The following is a 19,531-nucleotide window of genomic DNA, read 5'->3' on the forward strand; positions in this document are numbered from 1 at the left end:
TGATGGCGGGAGTGGGTCAGGTCCGGGTGTCGGGCTCGCCGAGGGAACTCAGCCCATCGTAGAGCGATTGCATTCCGCTTGCGAGTAGTTCGTGCAGTTCGAGCGAATCGTCGTCGAGCCATTGTTCGTACGCCGACATCGCAACGCCGAGTAGAAGATAGCCGACGGTCCGCGGAACGTGGTCGGTCGGGGAGATTCCGAGCCGGCTCGCGACGTACTCGGCGATGACGTTGCGCCACCCTTCGTACATCACCACCGAATACGCCTGCAGCGCGGGCACGCGCAGGATCAGTCCCATGCGTTTGCGGTGGTTGACTTCCTCGCTCTCGGGAAACGCGTTGAACTGCAGGAGTGCTGCGGTGAGTCCGTCGACGATCGGGATGTCGCCGGGTTGCGCGGCGAGTTGGGCGCGCATCTCGGCGAGATGGGCGTCGAAGTCGCCCCACGGGATCGCGTTCTTGGACGGGAAGTAGCGGAACAGGGTGCGGCGGGCGATGCCGGACGCTTCGGCGACTTCGTCGACGCTGGTGGCGTCGAACCCCTGTTCCGTGAACAACTCGATCCCGACGGTGCTGATCCGATCCTGCGTCGTGGACGGGCGTCGCCCTATCCGACTGGATGGTTTTCGACGACTTCTCAACTTTCGTTCCCTCCCGAGCTGTCATTCTGCACTCGATGCCATTACAGTGGTGAGGCGAGTCACAGGAATGGTCACCTATGACGGGGAACATCCCTCCGGCTCGCGCCGTATCACCGAACAGTAGGAGGAAATCATGTCGGATCGCGACAACAACGTGCTGGAAAACGACTTGGTCGAGGAATCCCTGGTGGAAGAGGTCTCGATCGACGGCATGTGCGGCGTGTACTGATCATGTCCGCTCCAGCATCTGCTTCAGTGACCGGCAACGCCGGTATCGATCTCGATGTGGGCTGGAAGCTTCATCCGCAGGTGGCGCTGCGTCCCGAACCTTTCGGGGCGCTGCTCTACCACTTCGGGACCCGCAAGCTGTCGTTCCTGAAGAACCGCACGATCGTCGCGGTGGTCGAATCGCTTCCCTCACACGCCGACGCCCGGTCCGCACTGCGGGCGCAGGGTATCGGGGACGACGCCGCGGCGCAGTACGCGCGAGCGCTCGGCACGTTGGCCGAGTCGCACATGATCGTCCCCGCCTGACCAGCTCTCTTCCCCCGTACCAGAGGACACAGCCCATGACCTCCATGCTCGAAAGACCTTCCGCCCCGGTCGGCCGCCTCGTCGACCAGTTCGAACTCGGTCTCGACGCCCCGATCTGCCTGACCTGGGAGTTGACCTACGCGTGCAACCTGTCGTGTGTGCACTGTCTGTCCTCGTCGGGCCGGCGTGATCCGCGGGAGCTGAGCACCGAGCAGTGCAAGTCGATCATCGACGAACTGCAGCGTATGCAGGTGTTCTACGTGAACATCGGTGGCGGTGAGCCGACGGTTCGCTCGGACTTCTGGGAGCTGGTCGACTACGCGACCGCCCACCAGGTGGGGGTGAAGTTCTCCACGAACGGGGTGAAGATCGACAAGAAGGTCGCCGCCCGGCTCGCGGCGAGCGACTACGTGGACGTGCAGATCTCCCTCGACGGTGCGACGGCCGAGGTCAACGACGCCGTCCGTGGTCCGGGTTCGTTCGCGATGGCGGTGCGGGCGCTCGAGAATCTGTCGGAGGCCGGTTTCAAGGACGCGAAGATCTCCGTGGTGGTCACCCGGCACAACGTGTCCCAGCTCGACGATTTCAAGGCGCTGGCCGACAAGTACGGCGCCACCCTGCGTATCACCCGGCTGCGACCGTCGGGGCGCGGCGCGGACGTGTGGGACGAACTGCATCCGACGCAGGCGCAACAGCGGGAGCTGTACAACTGGCTGGTCGCCAACGGCGAGGGTGTGCTGACCGGTGACTCCTTCTTCCACCTGTCCGCCTACGGCGACGCGTTGCCCGGCCTGAACTTGTGTGGTGCCGGACGGGTGGTGTGCCTGATCGACCCGATCGGCGACGTCTACGCGTGCCCGTTCGCGATCCACGACCAGTTCCTCGCCGGAAACATCGTGGCGGACGGCGGTTTCCAGCAGGTGTGGCAGACGTCGGAGCTCTTCCAGGAGCTGCGGTCCCCGCAGACCGGCGGTGCGTGCAGCAAGTGCAACCATTACGACTCCTGCCGCGGCGGGTGCATGGCCGCGAAGTTCTTCACCGGCCTGCCGATGGACGGCCCGGACCCCGAATGTGTGATCGGCAACGGCGAACTGGCGTTGGCTGCCGCGGGGGAGATCCCGAAATCCAGTGTCGACCACTCCCGCACCGGCCAGCGCCGGACTCCGCGGGCGCCGGTTCCGTTGACGCTGATGGTGCGTCCGCCGGCCAAGATTTGTGACGAGAACCCGCTTGCGGGCATGGACCAGACGTAACGACGTCTGCCGGGTACGAGAGGTATTTCCATGGGTAAGAATCCGTTCTTCGAGACGGTGGCCGAGGCTCAGCGACGCGCGAAGAAGCGCCTGCCGAAGTCGGTGTACGCGGCGCTGATCGCCGGGTCCGAGCGGGGCGTGACGGTCGACGACAACATCGCGGCGTTCGGCGAACTGGGGTTCGCCCCGCACGTCGTGGGGCTGTCCGACAAGCGTGAGCTGTCCACGACCGTGATGGGACAGCCGATTTCGCTGCCCGTCATCATCTCCCCGACCGGTGTGCAGGCCGTGCATCCCGACGGCGAGGTCGCTGTCGCGCGTGCGGCGGCGGCACGGGGAACGGCGATCGGTCTGAGCTCGTTCGCGAGCAAGTCGATCGAGGACGTCACTGCGGCCAACCCTCAGACGTTCTTCCAGATGTACTGGGTCGGCAGCCGGGAGGTGCTGATCCAGCGGATGGAACGGGCCCGCGCCGCCGGGGCGACCGGACTGATCATCACCACCGACTGGTCGTTCTCGTACGGTCGTGACTGGGGTAGCCCGGCCATCCCCGAGAAGATGGATCTGAAGGCGATGCTCCAGTTCGCGCCGGAGGGAATCACCCGGCCGAAGTGGTTGTACGAGTTCGCGAAGACCCGCAAGATCCCGGATCTGACCACCCCGAACCTGGCGCAGCCCGGTCAGGAACCGCCGACGTTCTTCGGCGCTTACGGCGAGTGGATGCAGACGCCGCTGCCGACGTGGGACGACATCGCGTGGCTGCGTGAGCAATGGGGCGGGCCGTTCATGCTCAAGGGCGTCATGCGGGTCGACGACGCCAAGCGGGCCGTGGACGCCGGCGTCACCGCGATCTCCGTGTCGAATCACGGTGGCAACAACCTCGACGGCACCCCGGCGCCGATCCGCGCGCTGCCCGCCATCGCGGAGGCCGTGGGCGACCAGGTCGAGGTGCTCCTCGACGGCGGCATCCGCCGCGGTAGCGACGTCGTGAAGGCCGTCGCGCTCGGCGCGCGGGCGGTGATGATCGGCCGCGCGTACCTGTGGGGCCTCTCGGCGAACGGTCAGGCCGGCGTCGAGAACGTCCTCGACGTCCTGCGTGGCGGTATCGATTCGGCGCTGCTCGGGCTGGGCCACTCGAACATCCACGACCTCACCCCCTCCGACGTCGTGATCCCGCCCGGATTCGCTCGCGTACTCGGCGCCGAATCCTGAACCACGAACGGCGTAGATGTCTGCGCAACTGACAGACCCGATCACCCTGGCCGGACGCCACGCCCGGTCCAGGGTGCTTCTGGGTCCGCACCCCACCAATCTCGGTGTGGGAAGAACGCTGTCGCCGCGTCACGTCGCGTATTACGAGCGCCGGGCGCGGGGCGGTGCGGGGATCGTCGTCACCGAGGTGGCGTCGGTCCATGCCTCCGACTGGCCGTACGAGCGGGCTCCGCTGGCGACCGACTGCGTCGCCGGGTGGCGGGACGTGGTCGCGGCCTGCCGCCCGCACGGCACGCTGGTGCTGGCCGGGTTGGGGCACACCGGACTGCAGGGGTCGAGCGCCTACTCGCAGTCGGTGCTGTGGGGACCGTCGGGGATCGCGGACGTGATCTCCCGTGAGATGCCGATGCAGATGGAGCGGGCGGAGATCGACGGCCTCGTCGAGGGCTTCCGGGCCGGGGCCGCCGCGGCCGTCGCGGCGGACGTGGACGGTGTCGAACTCGACGCTGGGCCGAGAGCGCTGCTGCGGCAGTTCCTTTCGGACCTCACCAACGTGCGCGAAGACGAGTACGGCACCGACCCGCTCCGGCTCATGCGCGAGGTCCTCACCGCCGTCCGCGAAGAGCTGGGACCAGGCCGGGTTCTGTCGCTGCGCCTGAGTTGCGACGAGGAGACGTCCTGGGCGGGGATCACGCCGTCGATCGCCGCCGGACACGCACGGGCCCTGGCCGGCGCACTCGATCTGCTCGTGGTGGTCCGGGGCGGGCCGCTGTCGCCGAACGCGTACCGCCCCGACTTCCACCGGCCACCTGCGTTCAACACCGAACTCTGCCGCCGCATCCGCACGGCGGTCGCCGGCGCGGTCCCGGTCGTTCTCCAGGGCAGCGTCGTCGATCCGGCCGACGCCCGGCGGGCGCTCGGCGACGGTGTCGCCGACGTCGTCGAGATGACGCGTGCCCAGATCGCCGATCCCGATCTCGTCGTCAAGATTCGCCGCGGTGCGGTGCCGCGGCCGTGCGTCCTGTGCAACCAGACGTGCCAGGTGCTCGACCCCCGCAATCCCGTCGTCACGTGCGTCGGAAATCCCACTGCCGGGCACGAGACCGTCGATCCGACCGAGGACGCCGCTGCGGCCGCAGGCACGGCGCTGGTGGTCGGTGGTGGCCCGGCCGGGCTCGAGGCGGCGCGGGTGCTTGCGCTGCGGGGTCACCGGGTCACCGTGGCGGAGACGTCGGCACGGCTCGGCGGAATGGTGCGGGCCGCCGTCGGGGCACCGCACCTCCGGGCGCTGACCGACTGGCTGGAGAACGAATGCCGCGGTCTCGGAGTCGAATTCCGTCTCGGCGCCACGGTGTCCGAAGCCGAACTCGACGCCGCGGAACGAGACGGCGTGACGGCGATCCTCGCGACCGGCAGCACGTCCCGGCCGCTGCCGTTCCCCGTCGGGGGACGTGTCCGGTGTCTCGGCGCCGCGGATCTGCGGGACGGTGACGTGCCCGCGGAGGGGCCCCACGTCGTGTTCGACCCGGTCGGCGGACCGGTCGGCGTGGCGGTCGCCGAATGGCTCGCGGCGCGGGGACGGGACGTGAGCATCGTGACCCAGGATTCCGTGGCCGGCTCGCGACTCGGTATGACCGGCGACCTCGCCGACGCCAACACCCGCCTGCAACGGGCCGGTGTGACGCGGCACCTCGACAGCCGCATCGTGTCGATCGACGGCGACGGAATGCGGTTGCGCAACCGGTACACCGACGAGGAGTCGGTGGTGCCGTGCGCCGTGCTCATCGACTGTTCGCCTCGTCTCCCCGAGGACACGCTCGGCTCGACCCGCCCGGACGCGGTGCGGGCCGGCGACTGCGTGGCCCCCCGCACACTGCTCGAGGCGGTCCGCGAGGGCCGCACCGAGGCGCTGGCCGCGACCGCCCACCTGCGGTCCGAGTTCGATCACCATCCGTTCACCCTCGTCACCGAGAGATAGGACATTTCATGGGACAGTTCGACGACAAGGTCGCATTCATCACCGGGGCTGCCCGTGGTCAGGGGCGAACGCATGCGGTGCGGCTGGCGCGCGAAGGTGCGGCGATCATCGCCGTCGACATCTGTGGGCCGGTGTCGGAGTACAACAGCTACGAACCGGCGACGGCGGACGACCTCGCCGAGACGGTGCGGCTCGTGGAATCGGAGGGCGGCAAGATCCTCGCCGAGCAGGCGGATGTGCGGGACAGCGCGCAACTGAAGGCTGTCGTCGACAGGGGAGTCGAACAGTTCGGCCGTCTCGACATCGTGATCGCGAACGCCGGGATCTGCAATTGGAACCGCTTCTGGGAGATGCCCGACGAGCAGTGGGAGACGCTGATCAACGTCAACCTCACCGGCGCGTGGAAGACGCTGAAGGCTGCGGTCCCGGCGCTGATCGAGGGTGGCCGCGGGGGGTCGATCATCGTGATCAGTTCCGTCGCGGGCATCAAACCGCTCCCGGGGCAGGCCAATTACGCCGCCTCCAAGTTCGGGCTCGTGGGACTCACCCAGACCGCGGCCAAGGAACTGGGCGAGTACGACATCCGGGTCAACTCCATTCACCCGTACGGAGTGAAGACCCCGATGGGCACCGATCCGGGCAGCCTCGTGATTCTCGAGAAGCACCCTCACTACCTGTCGAGCTTCGGCACCATCCTCACCGAACACCCGTTGGCCGACACCGACGACATCACCGACGCCGTGCTGTGGCTGGCCGGTGACGGGTCGAAGCGGGTCACGGGCAGTCAGGTCGCCGTCGACATGGGCAACACCAAGGTGTGAGCACCTCCGCGCACCGCCACCTGTTCACCCCGCTGCGCCTGGGACCTCTGACTCTGCGCAATCGGGTGGTCTTCTCGGCGCACCTCACGGGGTACGCCGTCGACGGTCTCCCCACTGCCCAGCACGCCGCCTACTATGCGGCGCGCGCGAAGGGCGGTGCGGGCCTGATCATCTCCGAAGAGCACGCCACCCACCCGGGTGACTGGCCGTACGAGAAGGTGATCGCCGGTTACCGGCCGGAAGTCGTCCCGGGATACCGGCGGATCACCGACGCGGTCCACGCACACGGAGTCCCGATCCTCGCTCAGGTCAACCACAACGGCGGCCAGGGATCGAGCATGTATTCGCGGCGGCCACTGTGGGCGCCGAGCGCCGTCCCCGACCCCCTGTTCCGCGAAGTCCCCAAGGCGGTCGATCAGCGGGAGATCCGGGCCCTCGTCGACGGGTACGCGCGCGTCGCCGAGCACTGTGTCCGAGGCGGATTCGACGGCATCGAACTGCAGTGCTCGCACTCGTCGCTGGTGCGCAGTTTCCTCGCCCCTGCCACGAATCAGCGCACGGACCGCTACGGCGGGTCGCTGGCCAACCGTTCCCGGTTCCTCCTCGAGGTCGTCGAAGCGGTGCGCGCGGCGATCGGCCCGGACCGCGCGCTCGGGGTGAGGCTCGCGGGGGAGGACCTGTTCGACGGTGGCGTACACCTCGACGAGGCGGTGGAGGTGGCCGCTCTGCTGGAGGCGGACGGGCGGGTCGACTACCTCAACACGTCCATCGGGATGGCCACCGAGACGCTGCACATGATCGAGGCGTCCATGGCCGTCCCGCGTGGGTACGCACTGTTCGTTCCGAATGCCATCCGGCAACGGGTCGGACTTCCGGTGGTCGGTGTCGGCCGGTTCTCAGATCCGCATCAAGCCGACCGGGCTCTCGACGAGGGGCATTGCGACCTGATCGGGGTGGTGCGCGGCCAGATCGCGGACCCGGATTTCGCGGCGAAGGCACTGGCCGGCGAAGAAGGAACCATCCGATCGTGCCTGGCGTGCAATCAGGAATGCATCGGACGCATGGGTCTGGGCCGGTGGCTCGGCTGCGTCGTCAACCCGCGCGCGGGCAGGGAATCGGTTCTGCTGCCCGAACCCGCCGTCCGCGGCAGACGGGTCGTGGTGGTCGGCGGCGGACCTGCCGGGCTGAAGGCCGCCGCGACCGCCGCGCAGCGGGGACACCGGGTGACGCTGTTCGAACGCAACACCGTCCTCGGTGGTCAGGTGCGGACGGCCGCCGTCGTCCCGGGGCGCCGCGAGTTCCTCGATCTCGTCGTCGACCTGGAAGCGGAGTGCGTCCGGCGCGGCGTGGACGTGCGGACCGGCACCGAGGCGACCGCCGAGGCGCTCGCGCAGGGACGTCCCGACGTGGTGGTGCTCGCGACCGGAGCGCGTCCGCACCGTCCGCGCTGGGCGGGTGCGTCGGACCGGGTGGTCGATGTGCGCGACGTGCTGGAGGGTCGCGCGCATCCGTCCGGGACGGTGCTGGTGGTCGACGAACTGGGATTCCACCAGGGCACGTCCGTCGCCGAATTCGTCGCCGACGCCGGGTGTGCCGTCACGATCTGCACGCCGGGGATGATCGTCGGCCAGGATCTCGGGATCACACTGGATCTCGAGGGATGGAATCGGCGGGCGCACGGCAAGGGCATCACGCAGGTGACGGACGTGGTGCCGACCGGGTGCGACGACGCCGGCGGGGGCCGGATCGCCGTCACGCTCCTGCACCACCCGACCGGCGTGTCCCGCCGGCTCACTGTCGACTGGGTGGTGTCGTCAGCGCACCAGCAATCGGAGGACGAGCTCTGGAAACAACTGGCCGACAGCGGCATCGAGGTCCATCGCATCGGCGACGCCCTGGCTCCGCGCCGCGCGCATTCCGCCGTCATCGAGGGGGAGCGGGTCGCGCTCGCGCTCTGACGCAGGCAGTCACGGCCCGGGTCGAATCCGCGGTCGCCTAGCATCGGAGGATGCCCCATTCCGGACACCTCGACGACGCGGTGTGGCCCGACCTCGTGTCCCACGTGTCGACGGTCGTGGTGCCCGTCGGCTCCCTCGAACAGCACGGACCGCATCTGCCGCTCGACACCGACACCACCATCGCTGACGCCGTGTCCCGCGCGCTGCCGCACGTGCTCGTCGCACCCCCGCTCGCGTACGGCGCGAGCGGTGAGCACGAGGGGTTTCCCGGGACCGTCTCGCTGGGGGCGGAGGCCCTCGAAACGGTGCTCGTCGAATACGGCAGGTCCGTGTGCCGGTGGGCGGACCGCGTGCTGTTCGTCAACGGGCACGGAGGAAACGGACCCGCATTGGTCAAGGCTGTCGCCTTGCTTCGATACGAGGCCCGCGACGTGGCCTGGGTGCCGTGCGCAGTCCCCGGTGCCGACGCCCATGCCGGACGTACGGAAACGTCCTTGTTGCTACACCTTTCACCCGGTCGAGTGAGGTTGTCCAGGGCCGAGCCCGGTAATACGGAACCTGTCGCGAGGTTGATGCCAAGACTGCGTGAAGGCGGTATGGTCGCCGTGTCGGCCAATGGGGTGCTCGGTGACCCGACGGGTGCAACGGCCGCGGAGGGGGCGCAGATCTTCGGCGTGCTCGTCCACACAGTCACCAAGGCACTGGCCCGGTGGGAACCGGGCCCCGATGGACGGCTCCGGTGCGAACCGGGCGCCGATGGGAGGCTCCAATGACCCGCACGGGCGCCCTCGAGTTGCCGAGGGCGGATTTTCGGCACATCCTTGCGGCTGATTTCCGGCATGCCCTGCCGGCGCTGTCCGATCCGCATACGATCGACTGATGCGCCAAGCTCGACTTCCCGATGGATTCGGGATCCGAATCGACCCCAAGGTACGCGCATATTCCGGAGGCCGAGTGCTCATCGGCGGTTCGCCGACCCGGATGCTGAAGCTGGCGCCCACCGCGGCGGCCATGATCGGAGACGGCTACCTCGAGGTCGTCGATCCGCAGTCCGCCGTCGTCGCCCGCCGGCTCCTCGACTCGGGGGTCGCCAACCCGCGCCCCATGAGCACGCCGTCCCCGCAGGACGTCACCGTCGTCATTCCGGTGAAGAACAACGCGTCCGGGCTGCACCGGGTGCTGGCCGCGCTCCGCGGACTCGAGGTGGTCGTCGTCGACGACGGCTCCGACGTCCCGATCGTCGCCCCCGCGCTGCGGAACGGGTGCGGCGGCCGCGTCACCGTGCTGCGCCACGAGACGGCCAAGGGGCCTGCCGCGGCCCGCAACACCGGTCTGCGTTACGCCGCAACTCCGTTCGTGGCGTTCCTCGACTCCGACGTCCTGCCGCGCACCGGGTGGATCGAGGTCATGCTCGGCCACTTCAGCGATCCCGCGGTCGCGCTGGTCGCCCCGAGGATCGTCGCGCTCGAACCCGAGGCCAGTACGCTCGCGCGGTACGAGCACGCCCGATCCTCCCTCGACCTCGGGCGGAAGGAATCCGCGGTCCAGTCCGGCGGCCCGGTGTCCTACGTTCCGAGCGCCGCGATGATCGCCCGGCGTGAGGTGCTCGACGAGTTCGGCGGGTTCGACGAGTCCATGCACGTGGCGGAGGACGTCGACCTGTGCTGGCGACTCCAGGAGTCCGGCTGGCGACTGCGGTACGAGCCCGTGGCCCACGTCGCGCACGACCATCGCGTGACGTTCGGAAAGTGGTTCGACCGCAAGCTGTTCTACGGCACCGGTGCGGCACCCCTGGCGGCGAGGCATTCGGGCATGGTCCCACCGCTGTCGATGTCGCCGTGGACGTTCTTCGCGTGCATCGCCGCGGCCACCTGCACCCGGCTGGGTCTGCTCGGCGCCGTCGCCACGCTCGCGATGATGCTGGTGCGCCTGCGCCGCATGTTCACGGGACTCGATCAGCCGACCCGCATCGCCGCCATCCTCGCCGCCCAGGGCTTCGCCGGTGGCGCCTGGCAGTTGGCGTCCGCGATGTGCCGTCACTACTGGCCCGTCACGCTGCTGGCGGTAGTGCTCTCGAAACGGATTCGCCGGATCGCGCTCGCGATCGCCGTCGCCGAGGGGGTCGCCGACTGGGTCACCCACCGGGAGCCCGGTGGGCTGGGACCGGTGCGGCACACGGTGTTCAAGCGGCTCGACGACGTCGCGTACGGTGCCGGGCTCTGGAAGGGCGCCGTCGCCGCCCGCGACTTCGACGCATTGAAGCCCCGGTTGAAGTCGTAGTGACCGATCCGATTCGCGCCGCCGACGTCGTGGTCGTCGGCGGCGGTTCGAGTGGATGCGTGGTGGCCGCGCGGCTCAGCGAGGATCCGGGGCGATCGGTCCTTCTCCTCGAGTCCGGACCCGGTTACCGGTCGGCCCTCGACTGTCCCGTCCTCGACTACCGGACGCTGCCGGTCGGCCCGGGCAGCGCATACGCGCAGACGTACGGCGTGGAGTTGGCGCCGAGCGTGCCCTCGGCCATGGTGCGCGGTCGCGTTCTCGGCGGGTCGGGCGCCGTCAACGGCGCCTATTTCGTCCGCGGGACGGAAGCGGATTTCCGGCACTGGCCCGTGTCGTGGTCGTACGAGAACGTGCTGCCCACCTTCCGGGCACTCGAGCGCGACGCCGACTTCGACGACTCCCGGCACGGCACCGCCGGTCCGATGCCCGTGCGCAGGCAGCCCGCGGAACAGCTGAGCGAGATCAGCGCGGCGTTCCGCGCCGCGGCCCTCGGCGCCGGACATTCCGAGGAACCCGACAAGAACGGAGCGGGCGCCGGCGGGATCGGCCCGGTGCCGCTCAACGTCGACGGTGGCCGCCGGGTCAGCACCGCCGTCGCGTATCTGCTGCCGGCGTCGGAGCCGCCCAACCTGACGGTAGAGGCGAACTCCGACGTCGTGCGAATTCTGTTCTCCGGTAACGAGACGGTGGGGGTGGAGGTCGAGTCGGGCGGCGCCCGCCGCACGGTCCGCACCGGCCGGGTCGTACTGGCGGCGGGTCCCGTCGAAACCCCGGTGCTGCTGATGCTTTCGGGAATCGGTCCGGCAGAACATCTGAGGGACAACGGCATCGACGTCGTCCTCGACGTGCCCGGTGTAGGCACCGATTTCAGCGATCACCCCGAAGTCGCTCTGCCGTACCGAGTCCGCGGCACCCTCCGTCGCAGTGACACGAGTCCGGTCGTCGAAACGGTACTGAACGTCGGCGATCTCGAGATCCGTCCGTACACGGCGCCGTTCGACGTGCTCGTCCCCGGATCGGGGCAACCCGACCCGGTTCTCGGGATCGGACTCATGGTGACGGAGAGCCGGGGCGACATCCGGCTCACGTCGAGGCACCGCCGGGACCGTCCCCGGATCGAGTACCGGTACGCGCAATCGGCCGCCGACCGCCGGGCGCTGCGCGAAGGGCAGGCCATCGCACTGGACCTGCTGCGCTCGCCGGAACTCGGCCCGCTGGTCCGGCCGCTGTCCGGCGAGGTGTCCGACCGCTCGGTGCTCGCGCACCTGGGGACGTCGCTGCACCTGTGCGGCAGTTGCCGGATGGGCGGACACACAGACGCGGGTGCGGTGGTGGACGAGCGGTGCAACGTCCGCGGCATGGACGGTCTGACCATCGCGGACACCTCGGTGTTCCCGGTGGTCCCGAGCCGTGGGCCGCACGCCACCGCGGTCATGGTCGCCGAGCGGGTCAGTACCTTCCTGAGACAGTGACGAGGGCGGAACCCGGCGCCGTGTGACCCGGGTTACAGTAGGCAGAGACGCCGTGGAGGAGTTCGATGCACAGTCAACCGCCCACAGGGGGCAATCCGTGGGTCGCCGTGCGCCCGGGAGACGACGTCGCGATGCTGGCGCGCAGGGTGTCGTCGGCGCATCAGTTGTTCGTCGAGCGTCACGCCCCCGCAGGCCGGGACCAGGCAGGCGACGGAAATTCGGTGCGGTCCGTCATCCTCGATTCGTGGATGCGCAGCACGAGCAAGGGTGTGAGCCCGGACGGATCCGCCCGCGCGGTCGACCTGGCGGCCGCGGATCTCGCCGTGTACCGGGCGTCCCACCCGATGTCGATCATCCGGCCCGTGGTCCGCAAACTCCTCGTCGAGGACGCCGCCGACACCGGATTGCTCGTGGCCATCACCGACGAGAAGGGCCAGTTGCTGTGGGTCGAGGGCGATTCGTCCGCCAAGGACCGCGCACTGGAGATGAACTTCGTCGAGGGCGCCGACTGGAGTGAAGACACCGTCGGCACCAACGCCCCGGGCACCGCACTGGCGCTCGACCACTGCGTGCAGATCTTCGGAGCCGAGCACTTCAGCCGGTCGGTGCACGACTGGAGTTGTTCGGCGGCGCCCGTCCACGACCCGGCGACGGGGCTGATCGTCGGCGCCATCGACATCACCGGTGGACCACGGGTCGCGGTGCCCGAGGTGCTGTCGCTGATCCGGGCCACCGTCGCGGCCGCCGAGGCGGAACTGCGGCTGCACCTGCTGCGCTCACCGCAGCCGCTGGTCGAGACGGTGCTGCGACTGGAGGTGCTGGGGTCGGGACGACCGGCTCTGGTGCGCGGGGTCGAACGCGTCCCGCTCTCGCAGCGGCACGCGGAGATCCTGCTGCTCCTGGCGGAGCACCCGGAGGGCCTCAGTTCCGACCGGCTTGCGGTGCTGCTCGACGAGAACGAACTCGACGCTGTCACGATTCGTGCCGAGATGTCCCGCCTGCGCAAGGTTTTCGGTCCGGCGAACCTCGGTTCACGGCCGTACCGGCTGCTCACCGAATTGACGTCGGACGTCCGGCAGGTGCGCGGGGCGCTGGACCGCGGTGAGCTCGCTGCCGCCCTCGACGTGTACTCGGGTCCGGTCCTTCCCGGGTCGGAGGCCCCCGGCGTCGAGGACCTGCGCGGCGAACTGCGTGCCCGCGTCCAGGCGGCGTTGCTGCGGGAGGGTGATCAGCGGTTGCTCGCCAAGTGGACCACGTCCGTCCACGGCCGCGAGGACGTCGCCGCGTGGGAGGCGTACCTCGCGGGACTCGATCCGCGTTCCCCGTTGTATTCCCAGGTCAAGTCGCGGATCGATCTGTTCGATCAGCAGTACGCAACGTAGTTGCAACGGTACGGTCCCTAGTGTTGTGAGTCACACCGAGAAAGTTCCACCGAGTTTCACGACACCAGGGAGTTATCGATGACCGTGTATGCCCGCCCGGGTTCGCCCGACGCCGTCATGTCCTTCCAATCGCGTTACGACAACTGGATCGGCGGCCAGTGGGTTGCGCCCGTCAAGGGCCAGTACTTCGAGAATCCGACCCCCGTCACCGGGCAGCCGTTCTGTGAGGTCGCGCGGTCGACGTCGGAGGACATCGAACTCGCTCTCGACGCCGCCCACGCCGCGGCTCCGGCCTGGGGCAAGACGTCGGTGGCCGAGCGCGCCATCATCCTGAACAAGATCGCGGACCGCATCGAGGAGAACCTCGAGTCCATCGCGCTCGCCGAGTCCTGGGACAACGGCAAGCCGATCCGCGAGACCCTGAACGCCGACATTCCGTTGGCGATCGACCACTTCCGCTACTTCGCCGGCGCGATCCGCGCGCAGGAAGGCGCCCTGTCGGAGATCGACTCCGACACCGTCGCCTACCACTTCCACGAGCCGCTCGGCGTCGTCGGCCAGATCATCCCGTGGAACTTCCCGATCCTGATGGCCGTGTGGAAGCTCGCTCCCGCGCTCGCCGCAGGCAACGCGGTCGTTCTCAAGCCCGCCGAGCAGACCCCGGCGTCGATCCTGCACCTGATCTCCGTCATCGGCGACCTGCTGCCCGCCGGTGTGGTGAACATCGTCAACGGCTTCGGTGTCGAGGCGGGCAAGCCGCTGGCCTCGAGCCCGCGGATCCGGAAGATCGCGTTCACCGGTGAGACCACCACCGGCCGGCTCATCATGCAGTACGCGTCGCAGAATTTGATCCCCGTCACCCTCGAACTCGGCGGCAAGAGCCCCAACATCTTCTTCTCCGATGTGCTGTCGTCCAATGACGACTACCAGGACAAGGCGCTCGAGGGCTTCACGATGTTCGCCCTCAACCAGGGTGAGGTGTGCACCTGCCCGTCGCGGTCGCTGATCCAGGAGGACATCTTCGACGAGTTCCTCGCGATGGCGGCCATCCGCACCAAGGCCGTCCGCCAGGGCGACCCGCTCGACACCGACACGATGATCGGCGCGCAGGCCTCCAACGATCAGCTCGAGAAGATCCTGTCGTACATCGAGATCGGCAAGGGCGAGGGCGCGAAGGTGATCACCGGTGGTGAGCGCGCCGAACTCGGCGGCGACCTGTCCGGCGGCTACTACGTGCAGCCGACCATCTTCACCGGTCAGAACAAGATGCGGATCTTCCAGGAGGAGATCTTCGGTCCCGTCGTGTCCGTCACGTCGTTCAAGGACTACGACCAGGCCATCGAGATCGCGAACGACACGCTGTACGGCCTCGGCGCCGGCGTGTGGTCCCGCGACGGTGGCGTCGCCTACCGGGCGGGCCGCGACATCCAGGCCGGCCGCGTGTGGACCAACACGTACCACCAGTACCCGGCGCACGCCGCGTTCGGTGGCTACAAGCAGTCCGGCATCGGCCGCGAGAACCACCTGATGATGCTCGAGCACTACCAGCAGACGAAGAACCTGCTGGTCAGCTACGCCCAGAAGGCTCAGGGCTTCTTCTGATGGACGCAGCCCGGGCGCCGCAGCGCCTGAAGGCAACCGCCGGGGCGGTGGAGCTTCTCCGCCGCCTCGGCGGTACCCACGGGGCGCTGATGATGCATCAGTCCGGCGGATGCTGCGACGGGTCCGCGCCGATGTGCTATCCCGACGGCGAATTCATCGTCGGTGACCGCGACGTGCTGCTCGGTGTCCTCGACCTGCGTCTCGGCGTGGGGGAGACCCCGTCCACCCGGCCCGAGGGTGCCGACGCCGTGCCCGTGTGGATCTCCGGTTCGCAGTTCGAGGCGTGGAAGCATACCCAGCTGGTGCTCGACGTGGTGCCCGGTCGCGGTTCGGGCTTCAGCCTCGAAAGCCCGGAAGGCATGCGCTTCCTCAGCCGTGCGCGTGCCTTCACCCCGGAGGAGAACACCAGCCTCGCCGCGGAGGACGTCATCGTGGGCGAGCGGTGGGAGCAGGGCTGGAGGCCCGCACCGTCACCCGAACCGCAAGTGGTCGCCGAAGCCGTCGACGCATGTCCCGTGCCCGCTCGCCGCCCGGGCCCCTAGCGCCCGAAGTTCACTGCGACCGCGGTTTTTACGTCGTGGTCACGTTTTGCTGACACGACGTGTACACAGCTCATTCACCATTGGCCTCGGCCGTTCGGCACCGCTCTCGCGCGCCGTCGGCGAGGCAACATTCGGATCGACGTAGGGGACGGAATGTCACTCGTAGAACCATCCAAGAATTCCGGAACCGGTAAACACCACGATGCTGCCGATTTCCACTCGGAAGACAACAGTTATCTGGAAAAACGCACGCTCCGTAAGGGTTCGGCGGGCTGGGTGCTGCTCGCAGGCCTCGGCGTCAGCTACGTGATCTCCGGCGATTACGCCGGATGGAACAACGGCCTCGCCGAGGGCGGATTCGGCGGACTGCTGATCGCCGGTGTCGTCATCGCGGGCATGTACCTGGCCATGGTGCTCGGGATGGCCGAGATGTCCTCCGCTCTGCCCGCCGCGGGCGGCGGTTACACGTTCGCCCGCCGGGCGCTCGGACCGTGGGGCGGATTCGCCACCGGCACGGCCATTCTCATCGAATATGCGATCGCGCCCGCCGCCATCGCGACATTCATCGGCAGCTATGTCGAATCACTGAACCTGTTCGGCATCACCGACGGGTGGTGGGTGTACCTGGCGGTCTACGCGATCTTCATCGGAATCCACCTGACCGGCGCCGGCGAGGCGCTCAAAGCCATGTTCGTCATCACGGCGATCGCACTCGTCGGGCTCGTGATCTTCGCGGTCTCCGCGATCGGGCTGTTCGACGCGGGCAACCTCACCGACATCGCCGCGACGGATGCGGCGGGGGCATCGAGTTTCCTGCCGTTCGGCGCTTTCGGCATCTGGGCGGCCGTCCCGTTCGCCATCTGGTTCTTCCTCGCCGTCGAAGGCGTGCCGCTGGCCGCCGAAGAGGCACGCGAGCCGGAGAAGAATGTACCGCGCGGAATCATCATCAGCATGCTCGTCCTCATCGTCACGGGGGCCACGGTCCTGTTCCTCGCGACGGGAGCACTGGGTGCCGAGAGCCTGTCGACGTCCGGGAATCCGCTGGTCGAGGCGCTCGGTGACGGAACCGCGGCGAAGGTCGTCAACTACATCGGCCTGGCCGGCCTCGTCGCCAGCTTCTTCTCGATCATGTACGCCTACTCGCGGCAGACGTTCGCGCTGTCCCGCGCCGGTTACCTGCCGACGAACCTGTCGGTCACCAACTCGCGGAAGGCCCCCACGCTCGCACTCATCGTGCCGGGTGTCATCGGGTTCGTACTCTCGCTCACCGGGGAAGGCGCGATGCTGCTGAACATGGCCGTGTTCGGCGCGGCCGTCAGCTACGTGCTGATGATGGTCAGCCACATCGTCCTCCGCAAGCGCGAGCCGGAGATGAAGCGGCCGTACCGCACACCCGGCGGCATCGCCACCACGTCGTTCGCGCTGGTCATCGCGGCCGCCGCGGTGATCGCCACGTTCCTCGTCGATCCGGTCGCCGCACTGTGGACGCTGATCGCGTTCGCGGCCTTCATGGCGTACTTCGGCCTGTACAGCCGCCATCACCTCGTTGCCAATTCGCCCGACGAGGAGTTTGCTGTTCTTGCAAAGGCAGAGGAAGAATTGGAATGACCACCTACAGTCACGGAGTCGCGGGAACCGGGTACACGTTCGACGGTCTCGTGGACCTCATGGCCAAGGCGACACCACTGCGCAGCGGGGACGAACTCGCCGGCTGCGCGGCGTCGTCCGACGCCGAACGCGCCGCCGCGCAGTGGGCGCTGGCCGATGTCCCGCTCGGCACGTTCCTGAACGAACTCGTGGTGCCTTACGAGGACGACGAGGTCACGAGGCTCATCATCGACTCGCACGACCGGGTCGCGTTCGGCGAGATCTCCCACCTCACCGTCGGCGGCCTGCGCGACTGGCTGCTGGACGTCGCCGCGCGGGACCGCGCAGCCGAGACGTTCCGCCGCGTCGCGCCGGGGCTGACCCCGGAGATGGTCGCGGCGGTCAGCAAGATCATGCGCAACCAGGACCTCATCGCGGTCGCGCGGGCCGTCACCGTCACCGCGGGGTTCCGGACCACGCTCGGCGTGCCCGGCCACCTGGGAACCCGGCTGCAGCCCAACCACCCCACCGACGACCCCCGCGGGATCGCCGCCGCCACCCTCGACGGACTGCTGCTCGGCTGCGGTGACGCCGTCATCGGCATCAACCCGGCCACCGATTCGCCGCACGCCACCGCGGAACTGCTGCACCTGCTCGACGACATCCGTCAGCGCTTCGACATTCCCGCGCAGTCGTGCGTGCTGTCGCACGTGACCACCACGATGGGCCTGATCGAGGACGGCGTTCCCGTCGACCTCGTGTTCCAGTCGATCGCCGGAACGCAGGGCGCCAATTCCAGTTTCGGCGTCGACATCTCGCTGCTGCGGCAGGCGAACGAGGCAGGCCGGTCGCTGAAACGCGGCACCGTCGGCGACAACGTGATGTATCTGGAAACCGGGCAGGGGTCGGCCCTGAGCGCCGGGGCACACCTCGGCACGGGAGGCAGGCCCGTCGACCAGCAGACCCTCGAGACCCGGGCGTACGCGGTGGCCCGCGACCTCGAACCGCTACTGATCAACACGGTGGTCGGTTTCATCGGACCCGAGTACCTGTACGACGGCAAGCAGATCATCAGGGCCGGGCTCGAGGACCATTTCTGCGGGAAACTCCTGGGCCTGCCGATGGGTGTCGACGTCTGCTACACCAACCACGCCGAGGCCGATCAGGACGACATGGACACGCTGCTCACCCTGCTCGGTGTGGCTGGCGCGGCCTTCGTCATCGCGGTGCCCGGAGCGGACGACGTCATGCTCGGGTACCAGAGTCTGTCGTTCCACGACGCGCTGTACGCACGTCAAGTGCTCGGACTCAGACCGGCACCGGAATTCGAGGTCTGGATGCGCCGTCTCGGGATGGTCGACGACGCCGGTCGTGTGCTGCCGGTCGACGCCGCGGCGTCGCCGCTTCGAGCGCTGACGGGGGCACGATGACCGATCCTGTCGCACAAGACTTCTGGGCCGAACTGCGAGCCACGACGCAGGCGCGTATCGGACTCGGCCGCACCGGGGACGCGCTGCCGACGCAGCGCGTCCTCGAGTTCCGGTCGGCGCACGCCGCGGCCCGCGACGCCGTCCACCAGCCGCTCGACGCGCAGGCGCTGGCCGAACAGGTCGAGGCGGTGGGCCTGGGCAGACCGGTGGTCGTGACGAGCAAAGCGTCGGATCGGAGCGAGTACCTGCGCCGGCCCGATCTGGGGCGCACACCGGCAGATCTGTCCGGTGTCCCCGCGGGGACGGCCGAGGTGGGATTCGTCCTCGCCGACGGGTTGTCGCCCCGCGCGCTCACCGACCACGGGGTGTCGCTGCTGTCCGCGCTGGTCGACGAGTTCGGCGGCACGTACTCGCTGGCGCCGCCGGTGATCGCGACCCAGGCCCGGGTGGCGCTCGGCGACCACATCGCGCAGGCCCTGGGTGTGCAGACGCTCGTCCTGCTGATCGGCGAGCGGCCGGGACTGTCGGTGGCCGACAGCGTCGGCGTCTACCTCACGCACCTCCCGCGCCCCGGACGCACCGACGCCGACCGGAACTGCGTGTCCAACATCCACCCACCCGAGGGGCTCGGCTACGAACTCGCCGCCCGCGTCGTGGCGGGACTCGTGTCCGGCGCCCGGAAACTGGGCCGGTCCGGAGTGGACCTGAAGGACACTTCCCGCGCGGATGCGCTGGCAGCCCCCTCGGAGATCCTCGAACTGTAGTCGTGTTATCTAAAGGGCGGCAGGTCCGACCGGGCCTGCGGAGAACCGCCCTGGACGGGGTGTGACGAGGAGAGAT

General features: G+C 68.7%; 17 protein-coding genes. 16 read left to right on the top strand and 1 reads right to left on the bottom strand.

Going from position 1 to position 19,531, the window contains the following annotated elements:
* Positions 1 to 16: 16 nt before the first annotated feature.
* Positions 17 to 640 (bottom strand): mycofactocin system transcriptional regulator, encoded by a 624-nt coding sequence (gene mftR, locus ACFU5V_RS20885; RefSeq protein WP_378429542.1) that lies wholly within the window; start codon positions 638 to 640, stop codon positions 17 to 19.
* A 133-nt stretch (positions 641 to 773) separates the two neighbouring features.
* Between mftR and mftA the strand changes: the two genes are divergently transcribed.
* From mftA to eutC, 16 genes are all read left to right on the top strand, one after another.
* The gene (gene mftA / locus ACFU5V_RS20890) at positions 774 to 869 is read left to right on the top strand and encodes a mycofactocin precursor MftA (protein WP_005573048.1); all 96 of its coding nucleotides are present in this window, start codon (positions 774 to 776) and stop codon (positions 867 to 869) included.
* Positions 870 to 871: 2 nt separating this feature from the next.
* Positions 872 to 1,174: a mycofactocin biosynthesis chaperone MftB gene (gene mftB, locus ACFU5V_RS20895; protein WP_167372162.1), complete on the top strand. Its 303-nt coding sequence runs from the start codon at positions 872 to 874 to the stop codon at positions 1,172 to 1,174.
* A gap of 35 nt (positions 1,175 to 1,209) precedes the next feature.
* Positions 1,210 to 2,427 (top strand): mycofactocin radical SAM maturase, encoded by a 1,218-nt coding sequence (gene mftC, locus ACFU5V_RS20900; protein ID WP_087558512.1) that lies wholly within the window; start codon positions 1,210 to 1,212, stop codon positions 2,425 to 2,427.
* A 30-nt stretch (positions 2,428 to 2,457) separates the two neighbouring features.
* Positions 2,458 to 3,639, top strand: a complete 1,182-nt coding sequence (mftD, locus tag ACFU5V_RS20905) for a pre-mycofactocin synthase MftD (RefSeq protein ID WP_378429543.1) — start codon at positions 2,458 to 2,460, stop codon at positions 3,637 to 3,639.
* A 16-nt stretch (positions 3,640 to 3,655) separates the two neighbouring features.
* Positions 3,656 to 5,617: a mycofactocin system FadH/OYE family oxidoreductase 1 gene (locus ACFU5V_RS20910; RefSeq protein WP_378701612.1), complete on the top strand. Its 1,962-nt coding sequence runs from the start codon at positions 3,656 to 3,658 to the stop codon at positions 5,615 to 5,617.
* Positions 5,618 to 5,625: 8 nt separating this feature from the next.
* Positions 5,626 to 6,438: a mycofactocin-coupled SDR family oxidoreductase gene (locus ACFU5V_RS20915; protein WP_378701613.1), complete on the top strand. Its 813-nt coding sequence runs from the start codon at positions 5,626 to 5,628 to the stop codon at positions 6,436 to 6,438.
* The gene (locus tag ACFU5V_RS20920) at positions 6,435 to 8,396 is read left to right on the top strand and encodes a mycofactocin system FadH/OYE family oxidoreductase 2 (RefSeq protein WP_378429546.1); all 1,962 of its coding nucleotides are present in this window, start codon (positions 6,435 to 6,437) and stop codon (positions 8,394 to 8,396) included. Before ACFU5V_RS20915 ends, ACFU5V_RS20920 begins: the two co-directional genes overlap by 4 nt.
* A 50-nt stretch (positions 8,397 to 8,446) precedes the next feature.
* A complete protein-coding gene (gene mftE / locus ACFU5V_RS20925; RefSeq protein ID WP_378701615.1) occupies positions 8,447 to 9,169 on the top strand; it encodes a mycofactocin biosynthesis peptidyl-dipeptidase MftE in 723 nt (240 codons plus the stop codon).
* Positions 9,170 to 9,275: 106 nt separating this feature from the next.
* The gene (gene mftF, locus ACFU5V_RS20930) at positions 9,276 to 10,676 is read left to right on the top strand and encodes a mycofactocin biosynthesis glycosyltransferase MftF (RefSeq protein WP_378429548.1); all 1,401 of its coding nucleotides are present in this window, start codon (positions 9,276 to 9,278) and stop codon (positions 10,674 to 10,676) included.
* Positions 10,676 to 12,148 carry a mycofactocin system GMC family oxidoreductase MftG gene (mftG, locus tag ACFU5V_RS20935; RefSeq protein ID WP_378701617.1) on the top strand — a complete coding sequence of 491 codons (1,473 nt, stop codon included), beginning with the start codon at positions 10,676 to 10,678 and terminating at the stop codon, positions 12,146 to 12,148. Before mftF ends, mftG begins: the two co-directional genes overlap by 1 nt.
* A 65-nt stretch (positions 12,149 to 12,213) precedes the next feature.
* The gene (locus tag ACFU5V_RS20940; protein ID WP_378429550.1) at positions 12,214 to 13,530 is read left to right on the top strand and encodes a transcriptional regulator; all 1,317 of its coding nucleotides are present in this window, start codon (positions 12,214 to 12,216) and stop codon (positions 13,528 to 13,530) included.
* A gap of 78 nt (positions 13,531 to 13,608) precedes the next feature.
* Positions 13,609 to 15,132 carry an aldehyde dehydrogenase gene (adh, locus tag ACFU5V_RS20945; RefSeq protein ID WP_015889872.1) on the top strand — a complete coding sequence of 508 codons (1,524 nt, stop codon included), beginning with the start codon at positions 13,609 to 13,611 and terminating at the stop codon, positions 15,130 to 15,132.
* Complete coding sequence (locus ACFU5V_RS20950) at positions 15,132 to 15,674, top strand: DUF779 domain-containing protein (protein ID WP_015889873.1); 543 nt, start codon at positions 15,132 to 15,134, stop codon at positions 15,672 to 15,674. The genes adh and ACFU5V_RS20950 overlap by 1 nt, the downstream gene beginning before the upstream one ends.
* A gap of 153 nt (positions 15,675 to 15,827) precedes the next feature.
* Positions 15,828 to 17,282, top strand: coding sequence for an ethanolamine permease (gene eat / locus ACFU5V_RS20955; protein ID WP_378429551.1), 1,455 nt, complete (start codon positions 15,828 to 15,830; stop codon positions 17,280 to 17,282).
* The gene (locus tag ACFU5V_RS20960; RefSeq protein WP_378429552.1) at positions 17,279 to 18,691 is read left to right on the top strand and encodes an ethanolamine ammonia-lyase subunit EutB; all 1,413 of its coding nucleotides are present in this window, start codon (positions 17,279 to 17,281) and stop codon (positions 18,689 to 18,691) included. The genes eat and ACFU5V_RS20960 overlap by 4 nt, the downstream gene beginning before the upstream one ends.
* Positions 18,688 to 19,455 (top strand): ethanolamine ammonia-lyase subunit EutC, encoded by a 768-nt coding sequence (gene eutC / locus ACFU5V_RS20965; RefSeq protein ID WP_378429553.1) that lies wholly within the window; start codon positions 18,688 to 18,690, stop codon positions 19,453 to 19,455. Before ACFU5V_RS20960 ends, eutC begins: the two co-directional genes overlap by 4 nt.
* Positions 19,456 to 19,531 lie beyond the last annotated feature (76 nt).

Source organism: Rhodococcus sp. NPDC057529 (assembly GCF_042802055.1).
In the GTDB taxonomy this organism is placed as follows: Bacteria; Actinomycetota; Actinomycetes; order Mycobacteriales; family Mycobacteriaceae; genus Rhodococcus_F.

Excerpts from the sequence above, each read along its gene's own strand:
- mftD (WP_378429543.1), top strand. The coding sequence starts at position 2,458 with ATGGGTAAGAATCCGTTCTTCGAGACGGTGGCCGAGGCTCAGCGACGC.
- adh (WP_015889872.1), top strand. The coding sequence starts at position 13,609 with ATGACCGTGTATGCCCGCCCGGGTTCGCCCGACGCCGTCATGTCCTTC.
- ACFU5V_RS20960 (WP_378429552.1), top strand. The coding sequence starts at position 17,279 with ATGACCACCTACAGTCACGGAGTCGCGGGAACCGGGTACACGTTCGAC.
- mftC (WP_087558512.1), top strand. The coding sequence starts at position 1,210 with ATGACCTCCATGCTCGAAAGACCTTCCGCCCCGGTCGGCCGCCTCGTC.
- eat (WP_378429551.1), top strand. The coding sequence starts at position 15,828 with ATGTCACTCGTAGAACCATCCAAGAATTCCGGAACCGGTAAACACCAC.
- mftE (WP_378701615.1), top strand. The coding sequence starts at position 8,447 with ATGCCCCATTCCGGACACCTCGACGACGCGGTGTGGCCCGACCTCGTG.
- ACFU5V_RS20940 (WP_378429550.1), top strand. The coding sequence starts at position 12,214 with ATGCACAGTCAACCGCCCACAGGGGGCAATCCGTGGGTCGCCGTGCGC.
- ACFU5V_RS20950 (WP_015889873.1), top strand. The coding sequence starts at position 15,132 with ATGGACGCAGCCCGGGCGCCGCAGCGCCTGAAGGCAACCGCCGGGGCG.
- mftA (WP_005573048.1), top strand. The coding sequence starts at position 774 with ATGTCGGATCGCGACAACAACGTGCTGGAAAACGACTTGGTCGAGGAA.
- eutC (WP_378429553.1), top strand. The coding sequence starts at position 18,688 with ATGACCGATCCTGTCGCACAAGACTTCTGGGCCGAACTGCGAGCCACG.
- ACFU5V_RS20910 (WP_378701612.1), top strand. The coding sequence starts at position 3,656 with ATGTCTGCGCAACTGACAGACCCGATCACCCTGGCCGGACGCCACGCC.
- mftF (WP_378429548.1), top strand. The coding sequence starts at position 9,276 with ATGCGCCAAGCTCGACTTCCCGATGGATTCGGGATCCGAATCGACCCC.
- mftB (WP_167372162.1), top strand. The coding sequence starts at position 872 with ATGTCCGCTCCAGCATCTGCTTCAGTGACCGGCAACGCCGGTATCGAT.
- ACFU5V_RS20915 (WP_378701613.1), top strand. The coding sequence starts at position 5,626 with ATGGGACAGTTCGACGACAAGGTCGCATTCATCACCGGGGCTGCCCGT.